At 44.9% G+C, this 21,281-nt stretch carries 20 protein-coding genes and 1 pseudogene; 2 read left to right on the top strand and 19 right to left on the bottom strand.

The window, feature by feature from the left end:
• Window positions 1-5 precede the first annotated feature (5 nt).
• Genes thyA through CW740_RS11465 form a run of 3 tightly spaced genes read right to left on the bottom strand, consistent with a single transcriptional unit; the run spans window position 6 to window position 2,470 of the window.
• Window positions 6-800 carry a thymidylate synthase gene (gene thyA, locus CW740_RS11455; protein WP_106647622.1) on the bottom strand — a complete coding sequence of 265 codons (795 nt, stop codon included), beginning with the start codon at window positions 798-800 and terminating at the stop codon, window positions 6-8.
• 31 nt (window positions 801-831) lie between these two features.
• Window positions 832-1,620: a prolipoprotein diacylglyceryl transferase gene (lgt, locus tag CW740_RS11460; RefSeq protein WP_106647623.1), complete on the bottom strand. Its 789-nt coding sequence runs from the start codon at window positions 1,618-1,620 to the stop codon at window positions 832-834.
• Window positions 1,621-1,636: 16 nt separating this feature from the next.
• Window positions 1,637-2,470: a sulfite exporter TauE/SafE family protein gene (locus CW740_RS11465; protein WP_106647624.1), complete on the bottom strand. Its 834-nt coding sequence runs from the start codon at window positions 2,468-2,470 to the stop codon at window positions 1,637-1,639.
• A 133-nt stretch (window positions 2,471-2,603) separates the two neighbouring features.
• Between CW740_RS11465 and CW740_RS11470 the strand changes: the two genes are divergently transcribed.
• The gene (locus CW740_RS11470; RefSeq protein WP_106647625.1) at window positions 2,604-3,203 is read left to right on the top strand and encodes a DUF938 domain-containing protein; all 600 of its coding nucleotides are present in this window, start codon (window positions 2,604-2,606) and stop codon (window positions 3,201-3,203) included.
• A gap of 214 nt (window positions 3,204-3,417) precedes the next feature.
• On the opposite strand, the pseudogene rppH reads toward CW740_RS11470, so the two are convergent.
• A pseudogene (gene rppH, locus CW740_RS11475) lies at window positions 3,418-3,900 on the bottom strand (RNA pyrophosphohydrolase); the annotation flags it as partial.
• A 78-nt stretch (window positions 3,901-3,978) separates the two neighbouring features.
• Here rppH and mutH point away from each other — a divergent pair.
• The gene (gene mutH, locus CW740_RS11480; RefSeq protein ID WP_106647627.1) at window positions 3,979-4,647 is read left to right on the top strand and encodes a DNA mismatch repair endonuclease MutH; all 669 of its coding nucleotides are present in this window, start codon (window positions 3,979-3,981) and stop codon (window positions 4,645-4,647) included.
• 8 nt (window positions 4,648-4,655) lie between these two features.
• Here the strand turns inward: mutH and CW740_RS11485 are convergent, their stop codons facing one another.
• The 15 genes from CW740_RS11485 to ubiH form a co-directional block, all read right to left on the bottom strand.
• On the bottom strand, window positions 4,656-5,762 hold the full coding sequence (locus tag CW740_RS11485; RefSeq protein ID WP_106647628.1) for a tetratricopeptide repeat protein: 1,107 nt from the start codon (window positions 5,760-5,762) through the stop codon (window positions 4,656-4,658).
• A 9-nt stretch (window positions 5,763-5,771) separates the two neighbouring features.
• Window positions 5,772-6,836, bottom strand: coding sequence for a tetratricopeptide repeat protein (locus CW740_RS11490; RefSeq protein ID WP_106647629.1), 1,065 nt, complete (start codon window positions 6,834-6,836; stop codon window positions 5,772-5,774).
• Window positions 6,837-6,948: 112 nt separating this feature from the next.
• Window positions 6,949-7,170 carry a hypothetical protein gene (locus CW740_RS11495; RefSeq protein WP_106647630.1) on the bottom strand — a complete coding sequence of 74 codons (222 nt, stop codon included), beginning with the start codon at window positions 7,168-7,170 and terminating at the stop codon, window positions 6,949-6,951.
• A gap of 69 nt (window positions 7,171-7,239) precedes the next feature.
• Window positions 7,240-8,040 (bottom strand): SAM-dependent methyltransferase, encoded by an 801-nt coding sequence (locus CW740_RS11500; protein ID WP_106647631.1) that lies wholly within the window; start codon window positions 8,038-8,040, stop codon window positions 7,240-7,242.
• Window positions 8,041-8,113: 73 nt separating this feature from the next.
• Window positions 8,114-10,999 (bottom strand): aminomethyl-transferring glycine dehydrogenase, encoded by a 2,886-nt coding sequence (gene gcvP / locus CW740_RS11505; protein ID WP_106647632.1) that lies wholly within the window; start codon window positions 10,997-10,999, stop codon window positions 8,114-8,116.
• 278 nt (window positions 11,000-11,277) lie between these two features.
• Complete coding sequence (gene gcvH / locus CW740_RS11510) at window positions 11,278-11,667, bottom strand: glycine cleavage system protein GcvH (protein WP_106647633.1); 390 nt, start codon at window positions 11,665-11,667, stop codon at window positions 11,278-11,280.
• A gap of 130 nt (window positions 11,668-11,797) precedes the next feature.
• On the bottom strand, window positions 11,798-12,886 hold the full coding sequence (gene gcvT, locus CW740_RS11515; RefSeq protein WP_106647634.1) for a glycine cleavage system aminomethyltransferase GcvT: 1,089 nt from the start codon (window positions 12,884-12,886) through the stop codon (window positions 11,798-11,800).
• Window positions 12,887-12,989: 103 nt separating this feature from the next.
• Window positions 12,990-13,451: an arsenic resistance N-acetyltransferase ArsN2 gene (arsN2, locus tag CW740_RS11520; RefSeq protein ID WP_106647635.1), complete on the bottom strand. Its 462-nt coding sequence runs from the start codon at window positions 13,449-13,451 to the stop codon at window positions 12,990-12,992.
• An 89-nt stretch (window positions 13,452-13,540) separates the two neighbouring features.
• On the bottom strand, window positions 13,541-15,187 hold the full coding sequence (locus CW740_RS11525; RefSeq protein ID WP_106647636.1) for an ABC transporter permease: 1,647 nt from the start codon (window positions 15,185-15,187) through the stop codon (window positions 13,541-13,543).
• Window positions 15,188-15,207: 20 nt separating this feature from the next.
• Entirely contained in the window at window positions 15,208-16,287 is a 1,080-nt protein-coding gene (locus tag CW740_RS11530) for an extracellular solute-binding protein (protein WP_106647637.1), read from the bottom strand.
• Between the two features lie 427 nt (window positions 16,288-16,714).
• On the bottom strand, window positions 16,715-17,005 hold the full coding sequence (locus tag CW740_RS11535) for an antibiotic biosynthesis monooxygenase family protein (protein ID WP_106647638.1): 291 nt from the start codon (window positions 17,003-17,005) through the stop codon (window positions 16,715-16,717).
• A 9-nt stretch (window positions 17,006-17,014) separates the two neighbouring features.
• Window positions 17,015-18,208, bottom strand: a complete 1,194-nt coding sequence (locus CW740_RS11540; RefSeq protein WP_106647639.1) for a UbiH/UbiF/VisC/COQ6 family ubiquinone biosynthesis hydroxylase — start codon at window positions 18,206-18,208, stop codon at window positions 17,015-17,017.
• Complete coding sequence (locus CW740_RS11545; RefSeq protein ID WP_227523862.1) at window positions 18,195-19,034, bottom strand: hypothetical protein; 840 nt, start codon at window positions 19,032-19,034, stop codon at window positions 18,195-18,197. The genes CW740_RS11540 and CW740_RS11545 overlap by 14 nt, the downstream gene beginning before the upstream one ends.
• A gap of 48 nt (window positions 19,035-19,082) precedes the next feature.
• Window positions 19,083-20,051 carry a hypothetical protein gene (locus CW740_RS11550; RefSeq protein ID WP_106647641.1) on the bottom strand — a complete coding sequence of 323 codons (969 nt, stop codon included), beginning with the start codon at window positions 20,049-20,051 and terminating at the stop codon, window positions 19,083-19,085.
• On the bottom strand, window positions 20,041-21,279 hold the full coding sequence (gene ubiH / locus CW740_RS11555) for a 2-octaprenyl-6-methoxyphenyl hydroxylase (protein WP_106647642.1): 1,239 nt from the start codon (window positions 21,277-21,279) through the stop codon (window positions 20,041-20,043). The genes CW740_RS11550 and ubiH overlap by 11 nt, the downstream gene beginning before the upstream one ends.
• Window positions 21,280-21,281: the final 2 nt, after the last annotated feature.

Below are 21,281 nucleotides of genomic sequence, written 5' to 3' on the forward strand. Positions count from 1 at the left end.
GATTCCTAAACGGCCACTGGTGCTTTGATATGTGGGTGGCTTTCATAACCGACAATTTCAAAGTCTTCAAACTGATAGTCGAACAGTGAGTCAGGCTTACGTTTGATGTTTAGCGTTGGCAACGGCAATGGCTCACGTGATAATTGCTCTTTAGCCTGCTCAAAGTGATTGCTGTACAGATGGGTATCACCACCGGTCCAGATAAACTCACCGACATCTAACCCAGCTTGCTGTGCCATCATATGAGTCAGCAACGCATACGAAGCAATATTGAAGGGTACACCCAGGAAAATATCGGCGCTGCGCTGATACAGCTGACAGGACAGTTTGCCATTAGCCACATAGAACTGGAACAATGAATGACATGGTGGCAGAGCCATCTCATCGGCTACGCCAGGATTGTAGGCGACCACCATCAGGCGACGGCTATTGGGATTGGTTTTAATCTGATGGAGTACATTTGAAATCTGATCAATGGTGGTTCCATCTGGCTTTTTCCAAGAGCGCCATTGCTCGCCATAAACTGGCCCAAGGTCGCCATTTTCGTCAGCCCACTCGTCCCAGATTGAAACCCCATTGTCTTTCAGATACTTGATGTTGGTATCGCCATTTAAGAACCACAGTAGTTCATAAATGATTGAACGAAGATGTAATTTCTTGGTGGTAACCAGTGGAAACCCATCCTGCAGATTAAAGCGCATCTGATAACCAAACACGCTACGCGTTCCCGTTCCGGTTCTATCGCCTTTATCTTCGCCATTCTCAAGTACATGGCGCATCATATCGAGATACTGTTTCATAGTGACTACCGCTCTACCCTGTCAGTTAACGCTATTTTGTCTTTTTGCTATACGCAGCAATTAATAAATATAAGCCAATGATAATCATAGGGGCGCTGAGTACCTGGCCCATGGTCAGCCAGGAAATAATTTCGCCAAGATGCGCATCCGGCTCGCGGAAGAACTCAACACCGAAACGCGCAGAACCATACCCCACCAGGAACAGTCCCGAGACAGCCATTCTTGGACGTGGCTTAGCCGAGTAAATCCACAACACGATGAATAACACCAGTCCCTCAAACACTGCCTCATACAACTGCGACGGATGGCGTAATAAGCCAAGCGGATCATCCGGGAAGCGCATCGCTAACGGAAAGTCTGCGCTGGCTTGTCGGCCCCATAATTCGCCATTAATAAAATTACCGATTCGCCCAAACATCAAGCCTAGTGGCGCTAATGGCGCGATGAAATCAGCAATTTCAAAGAAGGTTTTTTTACTTTTGTATTGATAGTAGAGAGCACCACCGATCACACCCAGCAGACCACCGTGGAAGGACATCCCGCCCTGCCAGATTTTAAATAGATACCAGAAGTCCTCTTTCCACCATTGCATGCCATAGAACATGACATAGCCTAGACGACCACCAATGATGACGCCAATAAAAGCATAAAACAGAAAGTCTGCAACCTGGTCTTTGGTCCAGCCTGAGTTCGGCTGTTTCGCGCGGTAGTTCCCGAGCATCCAGGCCGCAATAAAGCCTAACAAATACATTAGTCCGTACCAGCGCAGGGCAATGGGGCCAAATTCAAAGATAATCGGGTCAATTTTCGGAAAATTCATGTATCTCTCTAGCGTCTTATAAGTATTCTGTAATAATTTTTATGCCGACTACGATAAGCAACAATGCGAAAAATCGTTTAATGACCTTGGTTGGCAAACGGTGCGCCAGATAGGCACCCAAAGGCGCGGTGACGATTGAGCCGACAGCAATCGCAATCATAGCAGGCAGATAGACATATCCCAAATGATAATCGGGTAACTCCGCCACATTCCAGCCCAATGCAATATACCCGACGGCAGCCATGATAGCCAAAGGCAGACCACAGGCAGCAGCTGTGCCAATGGACATGACCAATTTTTCCTTATGGAACAATAAGTAAGGAACTACCAGACTACCACCACCGATACCAACCAAAGATGATAATGCGCCCATGACCATGGCGCTTGGCGTTGCATGCCGCCAGTGCAACCTCTCGCCTTTAGCCACTGGCAATTTATCAATCATCATTCGCAGTCCCATCAGAATTGAAAAGAAGCCGAATATCCACGCCAACCATTCTGTATTCATCAACTTTGCCAGATAGGAACCCAGCAATGCCCCAATCATGATACCGGGCACCAGCAGCTTTAGTAATCGTATCGATACTGAACCTCTACGGTAGTGCGACAAGGCTGATGAAACCGCGATAAAGCAGATCGTCGCCATTGAGGTGGCCAGTGCCATATGCATGATGTGCTCACTAGGAACGCCGATTTGTGGTAGTAGCCAGACCATGGCAGGCACTATCACCAGTCCGCCACCAATACCAAATAATCCGGCCAAGATGCCGTTTAACAGACCAAGCGCTAGTAATAGCAGTAAGAATTCAGGTTCTAGTCCCATGCAAGCCAGTGAGTTATTTGATTGCATGGCATTATGACGAATGATGCCTGGATAGGCAAAAATGTTAATCAGACAGGGTTAATTCCACCCCTAAACTTGTCCTGTTTCTGCACGATAAGTTAATATGAAGCCATATAAATGATAGGTAAAAGGACGACACATGCGCCAATTCAGCGAAGCCTGCGAACGAAATAAGGGGCCCATTCTGGATGTTATCAAGCCTTATCTGGATCACAGCAAGGAAGTTCTGGAGATTGGCTCTGGTACTGGCCAACACGCGGTCTGGTTTGCTGGAGCGATGCCGCACCTGATCTGGCATACCAGTGATCTGCGCGATAACCATCCTTCCATCATCGCTTGGATCGAGTCCAGTGAACTGCCAAACCTCAGAAAGCCACGCACCCTAAATGTTGGACAAGGTGTCTGGCCTGTTAACCAGGTGGATGCCATCTTTACTGCCAATACCTGCCATATTATGTCATGGGAGCGAGTTCGCGATATGTTCGAAGGTGCCAACCGTGTCCTCAAGCCTGGCGGCCACCTGCTGATTTATGGTCCCTTTAACGTCAATGGCGAATATACTTCTGAATCCAACAAAGAATTCGATGCCTCATTAAAGCAGCGCGATCCCGAAAGTGGTATTCGTGATTATGATGATATGAATCGAGTTGCTCGCCATAATGGCTTCTCCTTGATTAAGCGTCATGATATGCCAGCCAATAATATGTTATTGGCCTATGAGAAAAGTTCGGCATTTTAAAATTCCATAAAAAAAGAGCAGCTGATTAGCTGCTCTGTTGATCTTTATTACCTCGGTAGGGGTGTCGCGGGCGTCGTTTCCGCTTACCCTGCTTATTGCCACTATCATTGCGGTGCTGCTGATTGGAACGTGGTCTTGACTCCTCGCTGGGCGGAGTGACGCCACGTTGATTGGCATCATTCTTATCCGACTTATAGTGCTTAGACGGTTTTCCCTTAAACTGAAATCGGAACATGCTGCTCATCAGTTCAGACAAAGCCGCGCGATAAACATCACGTTTAAAGTTCACCACATTACGCACTGGGTACCAGTAATTGACCCAGATAAAGCCATCAAATTCTGGATGGTCAGTGGCTGCAAAATCAATTTTGTTTTCATCAGCCAATAGCTGAAGCAGAAACCATTTTTGCTTCTGGCCAATACACAACGGCTGCGAATTTTGTCTTACTAAACGCTGGGGCAATCGGTATTTATACCAATGCTGCGTACTCCCTAGAATACGGACATCATCTTTTTCAAGGCCGACTTCTTCATATAATTCTCGGTACATGGTCTGTTCCGCGCTTTCGCCGGGATGCACTCCTCCTTGCGGGAACTGCCATGATGTTTGTCCGAAGCGGCGTGTCCAGAGCAACTGGCCCTGGTCGTTACAAATGATGATGCCGACGTTGGCTCTAAAGCCTTCTGCGTCGATCATCGATCTATCCAAATCATAAAACTTTGTTATCATTGTTCCACAGACTTAGAATTTCGACAATAAAAAAATCCTCGGCCTATGAACCAACAGACCTACGCTACACAGCAAGAACTACTTGAGAAAGCACAATCATTATCTGGCTTTACACTTGGCGAGTTAGCTGAGAAGTATCAATCTGAGCTGCCTTCGCATCTGTTACGCGAAAAAGGGAGAATTGGTCAGTTCTTTGAATATCTGCTGGGGGCCACTTCAGGTTCATTGGCTCAACCTGATTTTGTAGAGCTAGGCGTTGAGCTTAAAACGTTGCCCATAGATAGCTCTGGGCGACCACTCGAGTCAACCTATGTCAGCGTTGTTCCGCTAAAAGACTTACAAGGTCTGCATTGGCATAACTCGGTAGTCCGACATAAGCTACTAAAGGTTCTATGGATTCCGATTCTAGCCGAGCGAACTATTCCTATAGAACAACGTCAGGTTGCCATGCCCTTTATTTGGCAACCAACTGCCCATCAGGAAGGCTTACTAAGAAAAGACTTTGAAGATACGATTGAGACAGTTGCGCTTGGTCAAATTGAACAAATTGATGCACGTTTCGGTGAGGTGATGCAGGTCAGGCCAAAAGCTGCCAATGCCAAAGCATTAACTGAAGCGATTGGTCCAGAGGGCGAAACGATTCAAACATTACCAAGAGGCTTTTATTTAAGACCGTCTTTTACTCGCGGTATTCTCGAAACTAACTTTAGTTAATAATTGAACTACTTCCTACGGCTAACCATGTAATAAGCCATTTTGCGCTTATTGGTCATTATATCGATTTCTTTTTCAAGCTCTATATATTGACGATAATATTCAACCGCTTTCTTTAACTCACCCGTTTCAGAATAAACACTAGCCAGAATCTTCGAAAGCTCCATTAGACGAACTTTATCGTTTAACTCTTCTGCTCTTTGATAAGCCAACTCAGCAATTGTCTGAGCATTAGTAAAATCTTTTAATTCAAGATACGTTGAAGCAAGTCTAATCTCAAACACATTGGTCATTGTTTTATAGTCCACAGACTTCACTACAGGGTAATGCTCTTTGAGTAGTTCAAGTGCTTTATCACTTTTATTAGCCTGAGCCATTAACTTTGTTTGTAAATCTAAAGCCAAGGTGTAATAAATTGGATCGTTAGCCTCACTACAATGAAGCATAGCTTCTTCGCTATGAATTCGTGCCATATCAACACTTTTAATGCTCAGCTCCAAATCCGCTAATTCAAAATAACTGCCACATAGCTGTAATGGATGTTTATCCTGACTGACAACTTTTAACATTTGTCTCGCGTAACCAATAGCTGTATTGGTCATTCCAGATTGTCTAAATAAACTCGTTAAATTCTGTAACGCCGCGTATTTATGCCAGGGATGTGAATCCATTGATTCCAAACCCTCAATTGCATCAGAAGCATGCTGGTAAGCCTGCTCATAGTTTCCTGAAAATAAATATATATTAGCGACTAATGCATGTGTTCTAGTGACCAAGGTTTCATTCTTCGAGTTTCGGATCAGTTGTTCAAGTTGCTTGGTTGAGTCATTAAATTTCCCTTCAAGAGCTAAAGCATGCGCTTTGAATAGAGCAAATAACTCTTTTTGATCTATATTTAATTTTTCGTAGTCTTCCTCAAGCAGTGCTATGTATTTTTTTGCTGATTCTATATCTGATGTTTTATCGACTTCGACTGCTTCTAGAATACTGTCATAGCTTTGAGACTCGACATTTTCTTCGGCTTGCGTGACATGGTTAATCCCGAACAGCACTACTGTGCTATAAATTATTATGACGATAACTTTCATTACTTTTTCAAAATAATATTTGCTCATGCTCTTGCCCTATTTCATACTCTGCATCGCAATAAAATAGGCCATTTTGCGTTGCTTCAATTGCAGCTGAATTTGCCTTTCAGTGTCGATATACAATTGATAATACTCAATTGCTTTACTGTTATTTTCTAGATTGGAGTATGCGGTTGCGAGTATTCTAGTGGCTTCTTTTTTATGTGGAAGATAACTGTTAGTGGTTTCGGCAGCGAACGCTTTCTCTGCATACTTTACTGCTTCTTTATTTTTCTTTAATTTCAGTAGCATATCTGCAATTTTGATAAATCCATTAACTTCTCCAATATCCCAATCTATACTTTGGAATTTGTCCTGTATTAGTTCAAGTTCTTTTAAAGAGTCTTTGGAATTTTTATCTGTTAAGTTAATTGATGCTAACTCTTGCGAAGCTAATAAAAAGAAAAGATCTTGTCCGGAGCTTTTACAGTTTTTACTCGCTTCAACAAAATAATCTTTTGCCTTAGTATAACTTTGTAGCTGAACCTCTATATTTCCTGAATTGAAATACGCATAACACAATTCTTTTTCTAATCCAGTTTTACTAACTTCCTTTAAATAGCTATTTGAGTATTCGTAAGCTTTATCCACGAATCCAACTTCTGTATATATGGTGGCAGCGTTTGCCAATACTGTTTTTATCGCTCTTGATTCAGTTAAATCATTTAGCATTAGCCTTGCCTTCTCAATATTTATGAAAGCATTCATGAACTCTGAGTTACTTGCATAAATAACCGCCAGCATTGAATAGGCTTGTGCCTTAACATCAGGGCTGCTACTAGTCTCTAATAAATTATTAAGAAGTGTTGTTGCTTGTTGATAATCGCCGGCCATCAAAAGACTATGGCTTTTATATAATATGAAACGACTGTATTGCGATTCATTAAACTGCTTTTGCAACAGTTCTAAATCAGCAATATATTCAGAACCGGCTTTGGGATCAGAAGTCAATAGCTGCTGAGCTTCATCCAATCTTGCCTCTAAACTCTGAACTGCAAAAGCCTCTGACACTACAGATAGTAGTATCATTACAATGCATAGTTTTGTAAAAAAAGGTCTCATACAGTAATTGCCCTAAATTCCATTTTGATAATATTCCAAGACAGAAGCTGTATGCATAGCTTAGCATACAGCCTGCCTAACTGTACGTTTTTCAAACTTCCTATTTAAAATTTTACTTTTTTACCAAGTGAATAATACCAGTAATTACAAGTTCAGCATCCTGTCCAAGCATTGCTGATATTTGCCTCTTATCTCCGGACATTATCGCCTTTATTTCTGGTTCTTCTAAACCTATCTTCTGCATAACAGCCATCGGATTTTCAATATACGATTGTTTTAGTTCTGAGTCTTCGCTCAGCTGAATAATGAACTCTTCTAATTTTTGCTTTGACATATCACACTCCCTCTTTATTAAAATAATAAGCAACTGTTTATACAGTATTTTTTACTTACTTCCAACTCGTTACCCGTGAGCAATATCTTCGGGTTTCAAACCCATTCTTTCCAGAACATCAATATTGAGCTCAAGATTTCTAGCTGGAGGAATAATTAACGTCGTTTTTGTAGACATATCCGCGTGTGGCAGATCTTTAAGCTGGAGGCGTTCTACTCTCGGCTCCTCAATGGGAAGCACCGCCGCTTCATAAAGAATAACTTCGTGAGATAACGGATACCACTCATTCAATCGTTCAACAAAAGCCTCAACCCACTCAGGCTTAGTTTCAAATTGAGTAGCGGTATGCTCTCCGACGATTCCAATTTGCCACATTACTGCGTAGGCAGCATTGTTAACTGATTGATTGTAAAACAAAAACTGAGAAGCTTCGTAACCCTGAATGCCATGAACACCAGGATCTATACCAACATCTGCGTATAAACATGCTTCTGCCGAGATTCCAGGTTCCATCAGAGCGCGAAAACCTTCTTCTCGTGCTTTGTCTATCGTCAAGCGTGGGACACAGGCAAACACACCTGCATGGCCGTAGAATGCACCACAAACTTTCCTGCCTTTCCTAACTTCATCCATCATCGCTTCTATCATTTCTTCGTATGATTGCATGCGATATTTGCCAACGCCATAATATGGCTGCAAGCTTCTTACATTTGGATTAAGCCTTTCTAACCAGCGCTCAGCCAATGTATGAGGCATCAACGCAAAAACTACATCCGCTTTTTGAATGTAGTCTTTTGCGATTACCGAAATCTGGCCCCCTAAATTCATGCCGGTACTAACGGCAATAAACTCACCTTTTGATTCTGCCATTAATTTGGCTCCCTTTCTTTTCTTCTTTTTTATAGCAGAAAGCCAGCAGACGCTGGCTTTTCAGTGTTACCGATTAGTCCTGATCCTGATAGCTTTCGATGCTTGGGCAGCTACAGATCAAGTTTCTGTCTCCATACACGTCATCAATACGATTCACGGTTGGCCAGAACTTTGCATCAATGGTCGATTCTGATGGATAGACCGCTTCAGCAATTGAATAAGGCTTATCCCAGTGACGCACATCAGCTTGTGTATGTGGCGCATTTTTCAGCGGGTTATTGTCCGCCTCCCACTCCCCTGAGCGTACTTTTTCGACTTCCTGACGAATACTGATCATGGCATCAATGAAACGATCCAACTCGTACTTAGATTCACTCTCAGTTGGCTCGATCATAAAAGTACCAGCTACCGGGAAACTCATGGTCGGCGCATGGAAACCGTAGTCCATCAAGCGCTTAGCAAAATCTACTTCACTTATACCTGTTTCCGCTTTTATCTGACGTAAGTCGATGATGCACTCATGCGCAACTTTGTCGTTGCGGCCCATATAAAGTACTGGGTAGTGTGGAGCCAGTTTGTTCTTCAGGTAGTTCGCGTTCAACAATGCCACTTCCGTTGATTTACGCAAGCCTTCACGACCTAACATTTTGATGTAAGCCCATGAAATCGGAAGAATCATGCCGCTACCGTATGGCGCTGCTGACACCGCACCATCACGAGCTTCAACACTATGTACTTTGCGTACTGCATGGCCAGACACAAACGGTGCCAGATGCTTTTTAACACCAATCGGGCCCATGCCCGGGCCACCGCCACCATGAGGAATGGCAAATGTCTTGTGCAGATTCAGGTGGGAAACGTCAGAGCCAATTTCGCCTGGCTTAGAAATACCAACCTGAGCATTCATGTTAGCGCCATCCATATAAACCTGACCACCATTGTCATGAATAATCTGGCAGATGTGTTTAATTTCTTCTTCAAACACACCGTGCGTTGACGGGTAGGTCACCATTAGTGCCGCCAAGTTGTCTTTCAACTCAACCGCTTTGGCTTCCAAATCTTCAACATCCACGTTACCTTTGTCATCGCATTTAACGATAACCACTTTCATGCCGGCCATCTGTGCTGACGCAGGATTAGTACCGTGTGCCGAACTTGGAATCAGGCAGATGTTGCGGTGGTCTTCGCCAATACTTTCGAAGTATTTCTTAATCGCCAACAGACCAGCATACTCACCTTGCGCACCCGAGTTAGGCTGCATGGAAACAAAGTCATAGCCGGTAATTTCAACCAGGTCCGCTTCCAGTTCCTTGATCATTTCGATGTAGCCAACCGTCTGATCTTCTGGGGCAAACGGATGGATATTGGCAAATTGCGGCCAAGTGACAGGAATCATTTCGCTAGTCGCATTTAATTTCATGGTGCAAGAGCCAAGCGGGATCATGCCATGAGCTAATGAGAAGTCTTTGTTTTCAAGACGTTTCAAGTAGCGCAGCATGTCAGTTTCTGAATAATACTTCTTGAAAGTAGGGTGGGTCAGGAAATCTGTGGTGCGCTCAAGGCTAGCCGGAATGCTGCTATTTACATCTGAATCTAAAGCAAACACATCGGCTTTCTCGCCGGTTAATACTTCAATCAGTCCTTCGATATCAGTCTGATTTTTCGCTTCGTCAATTGAGAAGCTAACTTTGTCACCGTTGTAACGTAGGTTGATCAATGCCGCTTTCGCGCGAGCCTGAACCGCGTCCACGTCTTTGGCTTTGAAAGTTACCGTGTCAAACCAGCTATCGTTAACCAACTCCAAGCCAGCATTTTGCAATGCCTTGGCAACGATGGTGGCGTAACGATGAATACGATTGGCAATGGTGGTTAAGCCTTTTTTGCCATGATATACCGCGTAGAAACCTGCAATATTGGCCAGTAACACCTGTGCAGTACAAATGTTTGACGTCGCTTTTTCACGACGGATATGTTGCTCGCGAGTCTGCATCGCCATACGCATGGCCTGATTACCACGAGTATCAACCGATACACCAATAATACGGCCTGGTAATGAACGTTTGAACGCATCGCGTGTTGCAAAGAAAGCCGCGTGTGGGCCACCAAAACCCATTGGTACACCAAAACGTTGCGCTGAACCAAAGACCACATCAGCACCCATTTCGCCCGGAGCTTTCAACAGCACAAGACTCATGATGTCAGCGCCAACACAGGCAATCGCCTTATTGTCATGCAATTTGCTAATGATAGGTTCTAAATCAGTTACCTGACCGTTTACGTCGGTGTATTGCAACAATGCACCAAACACGTCGTGTTCCGTAGCTTCTGTTACAGGGCCAACAACGATATCCCAGCCATAATGTTCGGCACGGGTTTTAACCACATCCAAAGTCTGTGGGAACACGTTTTCATCAACAAAGAAACTGTTGGATTTTTTATTCTTGGAAGAGCGCTTAGCCAAAGCCATCGCTTCTGCAGCAGCGGTTGCTTCGTCCAGCAATGAAGCACTGGCCAATTCCATACCAGTTAAATCCATGGTCATTTGCTGGAAATTTAGAATAGCTTCGAGACGACCCTGTGCGATCTCAGGCTGATAAGGCGTATAAGCGGTATACCAGCCAGGATTTTCCAGCACGTTACGCAAAATGACGGTTGGCGTAATGGTGTCGTAATAGCCCATACCAATGTAGGATTTTGCAATGACGTTTTTGTCGGCCAACGACTTCAGGTATTTCAAAGTTTCAGCTTCAGAGCGTGACTCTTCCACCGCCAAAGGAGCATCTATTTGAATTTTGTGTGGGACAGCCTTATCCACCAAATCATCCAGCGAGCTTAAGTTAAGCTCTTGTAACATCTCCTGGATTTCGTCCTCACGAGGGCCTAAGTGACGACGAATAAAGTCATCAGACTGTTGCAACTGCTGCAAAGGTGCCCCTTTCAAACTCAATGTGTCAGCCATAGCTTTCAAATACCTACTTTGGTTAAACGGCTAAAATCAGCCACTAATTAAAACAGAAAAAGCCTCGATATTGATTCGAGGCCCTTAAATCAAACTCATTCTAGAATTTGCTAAACGTAGAATAACTTAACAAGTTGTATTCAAGTTTCTTGCACAAAAACTTTAGAAAAATTTTCTTAGGCTAGGCGAAGGCTTGATGAAGAGAAGGAGCTTACTTAAGTTAAGTGACTTCTCTGAAGAAAGCCTTCAACACCGCCTAAGGAAATTTTAATAAGGTTTTAGTCTTCAGCGATCTCGTCAGCATATTCATCTGCCGATAATAGGCTATCCATATCGCCTGCATCAGCCAACTTCATCTTAAACATCCAGCCATCACCATAAGGATCGGTGTTAACTAGTTCTGGAGAGTCTTCCAGTTCTTCATTAACTTCAATGATAGTTCCTGCTAGTGGCGCATAGATATCAGAAGCAGCTTTTACTGATTCAACTACTGCGATTTCATCTTCTGCATCGACTTCGCTGTCCACTTCCGGTGCGTCGACAAATACAACATCACCTAACAATTCTTGTGCGTGGTCAGTAATACCAACTGTTACTACTCCGTCACCCTCATCACGGATCCACTCATGGCTAGATACGTATTTTAATTCTGCTGGAATCTGGCTCATTCAAATATTCCTCAATATTTCGCCGCATCTTGGCTGGCTGTTAATAAACTCTAAAAGTCGCTCAAAAAGTAAGCGTATTGTATATGAAACTTTTCGTCTGCCCAAGCAGAAACCTCTGCTCGGGCGCTGATTAAATCAGTGATTCACCCTTACGCACAAAGCTTGGCTTTACAACGCGGGCTAGTAACTGCTTTTTCCGTATCTGTACCAGTACCTGCTCTTCCTGCAGTGCGCGATTAACGCGGGCCATGGCAATACTCTTGCCAGTGGTTGGCGACATGGTGCCAGAGGTGACTACGCCTACCACTTCGTCGTTCACGATCACTTCCTGACCTTCACGCATGATGCCTTTGTCTTCCAGAACCAAACCGATAAGCTTACGTGGTGCGCCCTGTGCCTTCTGCTCCGTTAAAGCGTTGCGACCAACGAAATCGCGGTCTTCCGGTTCCCAGGCAATGGTCCAGCCCATATTGGCCTCAAGTGGAGATACGGTTTCATCCATATCATGGCCGTAAAGATTCATACCAGCTTCTAAGCGCAGTGTGTCTCGAGCTGCCAGACCACAAGGTTTTACGCCCGCAGCGGCCAGTTGATTCCAGAATTCAATGCCTTGTGAGTCAGGAACCATAATTTCATAACCGTCTTCACCGGTATATCCAGTACGGGCTACAAACAGGTCGCCAGCTTGAGCGGCCACGAATGGCTTCAAGCCTGCAACGGCAGCTTTTTGTTCGTCACTCATGATGCTTTGCGCTTTTTCAATCGCGTTGGGACCTTGAACCGCAATCATGGCAACGTCAACTCGCTCTTCAATGGCCACGTCAAATTGCTGGGCAACATTTTCCATCCAGGCCAGATCTTTATCACGAGTCGATGCATTAACAACCACACGATAATGAGTATCTGTCAGGTAATAAACGATAAGATCGTCAATAACACCGCCTTCTTCGTTTAACATGCCGCTATAAAGTGCTTTACCTGATTCTTTAAGCTTATCAACATCATTAGCCAGCAGGTAACGCAAATAGGTTTTGGCTTCACCGCCGGTGACTTCAACCACAGTCATGTGCGACACATCGAACATGCCCGCGTCCTGACGGACTGCGTGGTGCTCATCAATTTGTGAACCATAGTTAAGAGGCATATCCCAGCCACCGAAATCGACGATACGCGCATTGGCGTCGACATGTGCTTGGTAAAGAGGGGTTTTGTTGGCCATTAAGGTGTGTCCAGTCGTTCATTTAATGGCCAGCGATTATACAGGGGAAAAAGGCTTAAAAGAACCCTGTGGTACTAGAATTATAGGTCTAAATAACCTTTGATTATGCACTGATAGAATCAGCCAATCGTTTAACCATAAAGGTTGCTGAAGCCGGGCAAATACCGGCAAATTGCTTTGACTGAGCGATGGATGGTGGAGCGGTTGCTCTGTCTGTAACTTCGTAGCCCATTCTACGGAAGAAATCAGATGCAGTAGTAGTTAGTAAATAAAGTTCCTTAACGCCCATTATCTGTGCTGCTTCTTCGGCATGTTTCAGCAGAAGAACACCCAGTCCCTGGCCTCGTTCATTTTCTGACACTGCAAGGGATCTGACTAGGGCGCAGTCACCATGTAACTCTAGCCCGACAACACCAATAGTTTGCTCATCCTGTTCGAGCGTAAATAGCTGAATACCTTGTTGGTAGTCGCTATCCTGCAAATCATCAGTAGGCAGTTGGGTAGCTTTGAGTAACTCTTCTACGGAAGGGTTATAGGCCACAGGGCCTGAAGACAATTTATACATGGTGGTTTAACTCGGAATGAGTAGATCGTACTAAGGTTATTTTACTCCTGTCTCTTTTATTTAGAAATGATTTTGAATGCTAAAGTTTATTATGACTCGCTTTTTTTGATCAGATAAATCACCGGCAAAATTCCAACAGCCACTAACAGAACCGCAGGCAGTGCGGCCACTTCCCACTCTCCTTCTGATGTCAGCTCATAGATCCTAACTGCCAAAGTATCCCAACCAAAAGGACGTAGCATTAGTGTCGCCGGCAACTCCTTCATCACCTCCACAAACATCAGCAATAATGCAGTAAAAACACCCGGACGAAGTAATGGAATATAGACTCGCCATAGGCGTTCTTTCTGGTCAGCACCAAGGCTGGCGGCCGCTTCGACCACACTCGGCTTAATTTGCGACATTGAGCTGGCTACGGGACCGTAGCCTATTCTTAGGAAGCGAATGATATAAGCAAGAATTAGTGCGAACAGACCGCTGGCCAGCCATTGCCCTTTGATACCAAATAGACTGGCAATCCCACCGTCAATCCAGTTAAGCGCCATCATTATGCCAACCGCCAATACCGTGCCCGGTAATGCATAACCCAGTTGTGAGAACTCAATGGCCAAATTACGACTGGCTGATTCACGATTACGTTTTGCCCACACCATAATGCCAGCAACGACGAGGGTAATAAGTGCCGCAACCACCGCCAGAATCATGGTATGGCTTAATAGTTCTAAGGTGCCATCGGTATGCCGTTCATAGGTTTTTATTGCCCATACCATCAGTTGAATGACCGGCAATACAAAACCTAGCGCAAAAACAGTCCAGGCAAAAATCTGTACCAGCCAGCCCCACCAGCCCGTCAATGGCTGACGATATTCTTTCAGGGCAATTCCAGTCTGCTCATAACGGCTCTGGCCACGTCCCCACTTCTCAACTAATACCGATAAAGCGACAAACAGCAGCAGAATACAGGCCAGTTGCGCAGCGGTGCCTGCGCTGAAAAAGCCATACCAGGACTTATAAATGGCAGTGGTGAATGTATCGAAGTTAAAAATCGCAACTGCGCCAAAATCAGCCAGTGTTTCCATCAATACTAGACCCAGACCTGCGATCCAGGCTGGACGCGTCAGCGGAATCACCAGACGCCAGAAAGCTTTGGCTCTGCTGTAACCTAAGGTTCTCGCGCTCTCATAGCTGGTGCGGCCTTTGCGTTGCAAAGCACTGCGCATCAGCAGATAGACATAGGGATAGAGTGACAGAGTAAAAATTAAGGCTACACCAAAGACATTGCGGGTATCTGGTAGCCAGGCGACTCCCAATCCAACTGCTTCGAGCAGATGCTGTAACGGACCTTCATAATCGGTGAAGCCGAGCAACGTGAATGCCAGAATATAGGGTGGAATGGCCAGTGGCAGCATTAATCCCCATTGCAGAATCGAGCGACCAGGGAAATCGTGCATCACAATCAGCCAGGCCAGCGATACACCAATCAGGAAACTACCCCCGCCGACCAGCAATACCAGCCAGAAGGTATTGCTTAAGAGTTGAGGTATTTGTGTATTCCAAAGATGCTGCCACAGTTCTGGCTCAAGATTGAACCATGAAAACAGTAGAGGTAATAATGGCAGGAGGCAGATCAACAGAATGGCCCATAGCAAGAAGCCATCCACTTTCTTCAAAACGCCAAAACGCCAGCGTTTGGTGCTGGCGTTCTGAGAGGTCTGTTGATCAGTATTATCAGTCAATATGATTCGCTTGTTTTAAATTATCGATAACCTGCGCGATCCATTAATTTCACCGCAGCAGGCTGCAATTCTCCAGCTTTGGATAAGTTGGTGCTATCAGCTTTAAACTTACCCCAGGCTGCAACTTCTTCGGTTGGTTCGACGTTTTTATTCGCTGGGTATTCCATATTCAAACCGGCAAACATCTGCTGAGCTTCTTCGCTCGCCAACCACTCAATTAATTTTAACGCATTTTGCTGATTATCAGAATGCTTTGTGATGCCTGCTCCAGAAACATTAACGTGAACACCGTAACCTTCTTCCGATTGATCAGGCCAGAATAAAGCCAACGGAATGTCTGGAGTTTCGTTCTGTAAACGACCAAAGTAGTAAGTGTTCACTATACCTACATCACACACACCTGCAGTTATGGCATTCATGACCTTGGTATCATTAGAGAAAGAATCAGTGGCTAAGTTTGACACCCAGCTTTCAACGATCTGTTGAGTTTTCTCTTCGCCATAACGTGCAATCAACATCGCAACTAACGATTGGTTATAGACCTTTTTCGAGGTGCGTAAACATAGGCGACCATTCCACTGCTCATCACCTAATGCTTCATAGGTCGTCAGCTCTTCCGGCTTCACTCGCTCGGTGCTGTAAACAATGGTGCGGGCGCGAACAGTCAATCCGAACCAGTGATTTTCAGGATCCTGTAAGCTCTCAGGGATTGACGCTTCAAGTACGGGTGACTCGATAGGCTGCAGTACATCTTCCTGTGTCGCCAACCATAGGTTACCCGCATCAACAGTGATTAATACATCTGCTGGCGTGCGCTCGCCTTCGGCTTTAAGGCGGCTGATCAAGGCTGCTTCGCTATCAGTGATGTATTGAATATCAATGCCAGTTTCCGCAGTAAACTGCTCGAAGAACGGCTTTACCAAATGTTCCTTACGAGAGGTATAAACCACTATAGGGGTATTATTTTCCGGTGCTTGATCTGTGGTTTGAGCTTCCGGGGTTTTAACTTGAGAATCGTTTGATTGTGCAGACTCATCAGAACAGGCGCTTAGTACCAACAGCACGCTTGCAGACAAGCCAGTAAGCCATGTTTTTTTCATCGTCATAACACCAATTTAAGAATTCGTGAGAAGTTCGCAAATGATAATTATTATCATTAAATATTACAAGGGGAGGTCGATATTATTTCTGTTTTATTGAGGTTGGGGATGATGTGGATCAAGTGTTTCACTATATATATTCGATTTCATAGAACATAGGCTGCTGACTTATTTTCAATTACCCTTTTCTTTGCTCGTCCAAAGAAAAGGGTGAAAAGAAAAGACGCCCCAGTCGTTAGGTCCTTTGGACTACCCTCGCTCATAAAAGTTATTAACGCGCCGCCAATACGAAACATCCTGTTTCGAAGTGGCTAAATTGGGCGTCCTGCCCAATTTTCCCTATAACTTTTCTTCTCTCGGCTAACTCTAAGGGGTGTATTGGTGCTAGACATCTAATTCTCTACACCAATCTACGACTAGAAATAATTTAGGTTGATTTATAAGACCTTTTAACTTCTACCACTTCCACGGAATAAGACTCATACCAGCGTTGTTGACCGAGCTGTTGTGCAGCGAGGTGTTCAGGGTGTTGCTTCCAGGCTTTGATATGGTCTTCCGATGGCCAGTAGGAAAGCGCTATTTCCTGATCACCTTCGGTGACTGCATTAAACTCCAGACAACCAAATTCTGAAAGAGCCAGCTCACGCATGCGCTGGGCTGTTTGGGAATACTCGTCATCAAATTGACGAACCTTTGCTTTAAAGATCACAACAAACATCTTTGCTCCCTACAGCCCCATTGCCTGTTTGATCAACTGCTGCTTTAACAGGGGATGCTGATTGGTCAGCGCCAAACCGTAGCTTCGAGTCATTTGTATAAATGGTATGTCCTGTTCAAAGAGTAACTTAAAGCCCTGCATGGCTTTTTGCATCATGAATATTTCGCCTTTGCGCGCTCGCTCGTAGGATCGCAAATTTCTTTTCAGGCCGATATCCTGTTGTTTTTTCAAAGTCTTTTCAATGGTATTGGCAAGTTCCAACACATCGCTAAAGCCGAGGTTAACGCCCTGTCCCGCTAAGGGATGGATGGTATGCGCTGCATCGCCTATCAACGCTATGCGTTCCTGGACCAACGATTCTGCGGTGCGCTCAATCAAAGGAAAAGCCACTCGCTGACTTGTTTCCAGACAGTGACCCAGCGTTAACTCAAAAGTCTGCTCCAACCGATTTAAAAATTCTTTATCGTCTAAAGACATTAATTGATCGGCGTAGTCGCTTTTGACTGACCAGACGATTGAACAGTGATGTTCATCGGTCAGTGGAAGAAAGGCCAGTGGACCATTGTGATCGAAGCGTTGCCAAGCCGTATTTTGATGTGGCTTTTCGGTTTTAATGGTGGCGACTATGGCTTTATGCCCATACGGGGTTTGTTTTATGTCTATGCCACTATTATTTCGGAGCCATGACATAGCACCATCTGCCGCGACCAATAGCCTGGCTGAAAGCATTTTACCATCGGTCAGTTCAATACTTGCCTGATCTGCATGATAGGAAACTTTGCTACATTTCTGAGGTGATAAAAAATCAATGTTTCGATACGGTTTTATCGCCTGAAACAGGCTGCGGCGCAACACACGATTCTCGATAATATGTCCAAGGTTAGGCTCCGCTAGAAGATTGGCATCAAATTCAATATTGCCTCGACTGGCTTCACCATCCCACACTGACATCTTTTGGTAAGCTGTTTTTTCATCCGGCTCTATAAAACTCCAGGCGCCTGTTTCATCCAGTAACTTCTGGCTGGCGCGGGTAATCGCGCTAACCCGCAAATCATAATCATCCTTGTTCCAGCTCATTTCGACAGTCTTAGGATCGATAATGGCGATTCGGATCTGTGTCTGCGCCAAGCGAGCAGCCAATGCCAGACCGACCATGCCTCCGCCAACAATAATCAGATCATAATCAGGGTTACTGTGTTGCATACTGACTCTCTTTAAAACAGCTGTTTATCATAGACTCATTCTGTTGATTGTTTTCCAGAATGCGCCAAAGTTCTGGCATCTCCTGCTTTACATCAAAGGTCAAGGTTTCCTTGTATTCCTTTCGCTTCTGACGAGCAAGTTTTAGCTCTTCGCGGATTGATTGGGCAGCATCTTTTATCATAGCGTCAGTGATATCATTTCGTTGATAACCCGGCTTCAATATCTCTGCAAACTGCTGCGCAAATACATCATCAAAATCCTGACTGATTTGTGTCCAGCCGAGCAGTTTAAGCCTGAGTTTCAATTGTCGCTCGGACGATTGCCCCTGATCTTTTGCCATCTGCCTGGCAACCTTTTCCCCATAGCTGCTGATCATGCAGCTGGTCATGGCACTGAAGCCATCAACCACCGCCATATAGCAAAAATGTTCCGCATCACTAACCTTGCCTGAGCGAAAATAATAATGACGCTGAGCAAGCTCCAGGTTGGCGGCCTTATCACCCTCCTGGGCAAGTCGCATCAGAGTTTCTGTTGAATATTTGTCATAATCCGTTCGCTCGTAGAATCTGGACTCTTTGACCGGATACCCTTTACTGGCCTGCCATTGGAAACGCTCTAAATCAAATGCCTCAGATACCCACTGATCATGATATAGCTGCCAGTCATCATAGTTCTTTACTGCTTTACACAGTTCTTCAGAAACTTCTTGTGACTGCCTGGTATCATCAGGTTCAACATGTTTTGCATCAACCAGCATCGAGCACAGACAGAGCAAAAGCCCCGTTGCTATATGTTGGAAACTCAGAATGTCTGTTTGTGCTGTCATCTGTTGTTCAACTTGCTGATATGTTGCTAGATGCGTTTATTTAAAACGCTACTCGAAACATTTGGCAACGGCTCCTTCCTGAATATTATTGTCAACCGCATAGGTGATGATGTCCGGTGCTGGTTCACTGTCAAATTCCCCTAGCCCTAGGTTATTTCGTCGTTTAACAATATCGGCATAAAGCATCTGAGCTTTTGCATCAACCTCTTCGTCATCGACTTCAACACCTTCTACCTCAGTGAAGAACTGAACCGCAAATAACTCTCCCAGAGGGTCATTACGCAGCTGATATAACTTTTGCCAAGCCTGCATTTCAACGTGCAACTCCTCAATTCGTTCAGCATCTGGCTCTTCTTGATTTTCATGCTGAGTCACCAGGTGATTAAGATAACTTGTTTTACAACGAAGCATGGCCGAGTAGCCATGAACAACCGCTTTTTCGCAGTAAGGTTGAGCTTCTTCAAGCGAAGCAGGGTCGCCCTGCAGGAATAAACGATACGCAAATTTGACGTTGGCAATAGGATCGCCAGCATCCGCCATCTGTTGTAAATCTTCAGTTTCATAATAGTCATAATCAGAGGTCTTTTTGATTTCCATTCCGCTACCGTTGTATTCCATTTCAAAATAACCGCGCGTGTTGCCCCAGCTTCTGATGTCATCGACTAGTTTCTGAGAGTTATAACCCGACTCTGACTTCTGCCAGTCGTCATACTTCGCCACCAGCTCACACAGTTTTTCTTCTGGCACGTCTTCAGCATCATCAGCCACCTGTTTTGACTCATTGGTATCCAACTGTTGTTCATTCGAGTCACTGGTCGGCTGGTTATCATTGGGCTTTTTAACTTCTTCGACGGTGTCCTTACCTAGCTTTTCATTTGTTACCAGCGGCTGACCATTTCCTTCAACACTTTCCTGTACATTGTCCTGAGCAGCGTCCTGAGAAATACTGCGCCAGGCGACAGTGGCCAGTACCACTACCAACAACAACATCAAAACAATAATGATTTTATTCTTCATGACTTGCCATCTGACTGTTATTAAATCCAAAACCCATTGCCTGACTGGCAAACAGACCCTTTGCCACAGGTGCTGTATCCATCGCCTTCAACAAAAGGTTTCGTGATATGGACAGTGGCAGCCAGCTATTACTGAACAGGCGCGCCAGTGATTCGGTAACCCACAAGGTCTGCTCCCTATCCGGATGTCTTTTCTGCTGGTACTGCCTTAATAACTGATAGGAACCCACGGTCTTCATCAAGGCCTGTTCATCGTCCACTATTGAACTCTTCGCAGTAGCTAGAAGTTCCGTTAAATCTGCTACATCACGCAAACCCAGATTGAATCCCTGACCGGCAATGGGATGTAGTGACTGTGCAGCATTACCTATTAAAACGCAGCGACCACGGAAAAGGGTTTCAGCCTTTAACTGAATGAGTGGAAAAGATTTTCTGCTACCCACTTTGGTGATTTTGCCAAGCCTTGCTCCAAAAGCCTCTTCCAGCTTTGCAGCAAACTCAGCCTCATCAAGTGCAACAAGTTCGTTCGCTTCCTTAGTCGGCTTAGACCAGACCAGCGCCATGCGATTTTTAGTGAGCGGTAATAATGCCAGTGGCCCATCCTGGGTAAAGCGCTCGTAAGCACAATTTTGATGGGGTAGCTGAGTAGTCAGGTTACAGACGATGGCAGATTTAAGATAATCATTAATTTGAGCATCAATATGCAGCTGCTGGCGTAAGGGTGAACGGGCTCCATCGGCCAACACCACCAATCCTGCCTTCACTTCCTCAGTTTCGCCATTTAATTCAATACGCAAGGTTGCTTCATCTGCCGACTGCTGAATATCGACCACTTTTGCAGGTGCATGATACTCAATAAGTGACTGATTGCTGATGGCTTGATTAAGCGCCTGTCCCAGTTGCCAGTTCTCAATAACCGCGCCCAGCGCTGGTACACCACACTCAGCAGCATCAATCCGAGCAAACCCGCAATGGCCCTGATCGGAGACATGAATGGTCTTGATGGGTGCAGCAACCGAATACAGGTCTTTATCCAGCCCAAGCTTTTTTAGAATATTTAATGAAGCCGCTGACAAGGCAACGGTTCTATCATCAAACCCCGGTTGTTCATTGGTTTCCGGAGCGATGGCTTCAAAAACAGCATTTTTAATACCTGCATTAGCTAATGCCAGAGCCAGACTGGCTCCTGCCATCCCACCGCCAATAATCACCACCGGATAAGTTTTCACGA

This window comes from Kangiella profundi (assembly GCF_002838765.1).
In the GTDB taxonomy this organism is placed as follows: Bacteria; Pseudomonadota; Gammaproteobacteria; order Enterobacterales; family Kangiellaceae; genus Kangiella; species Kangiella profundi.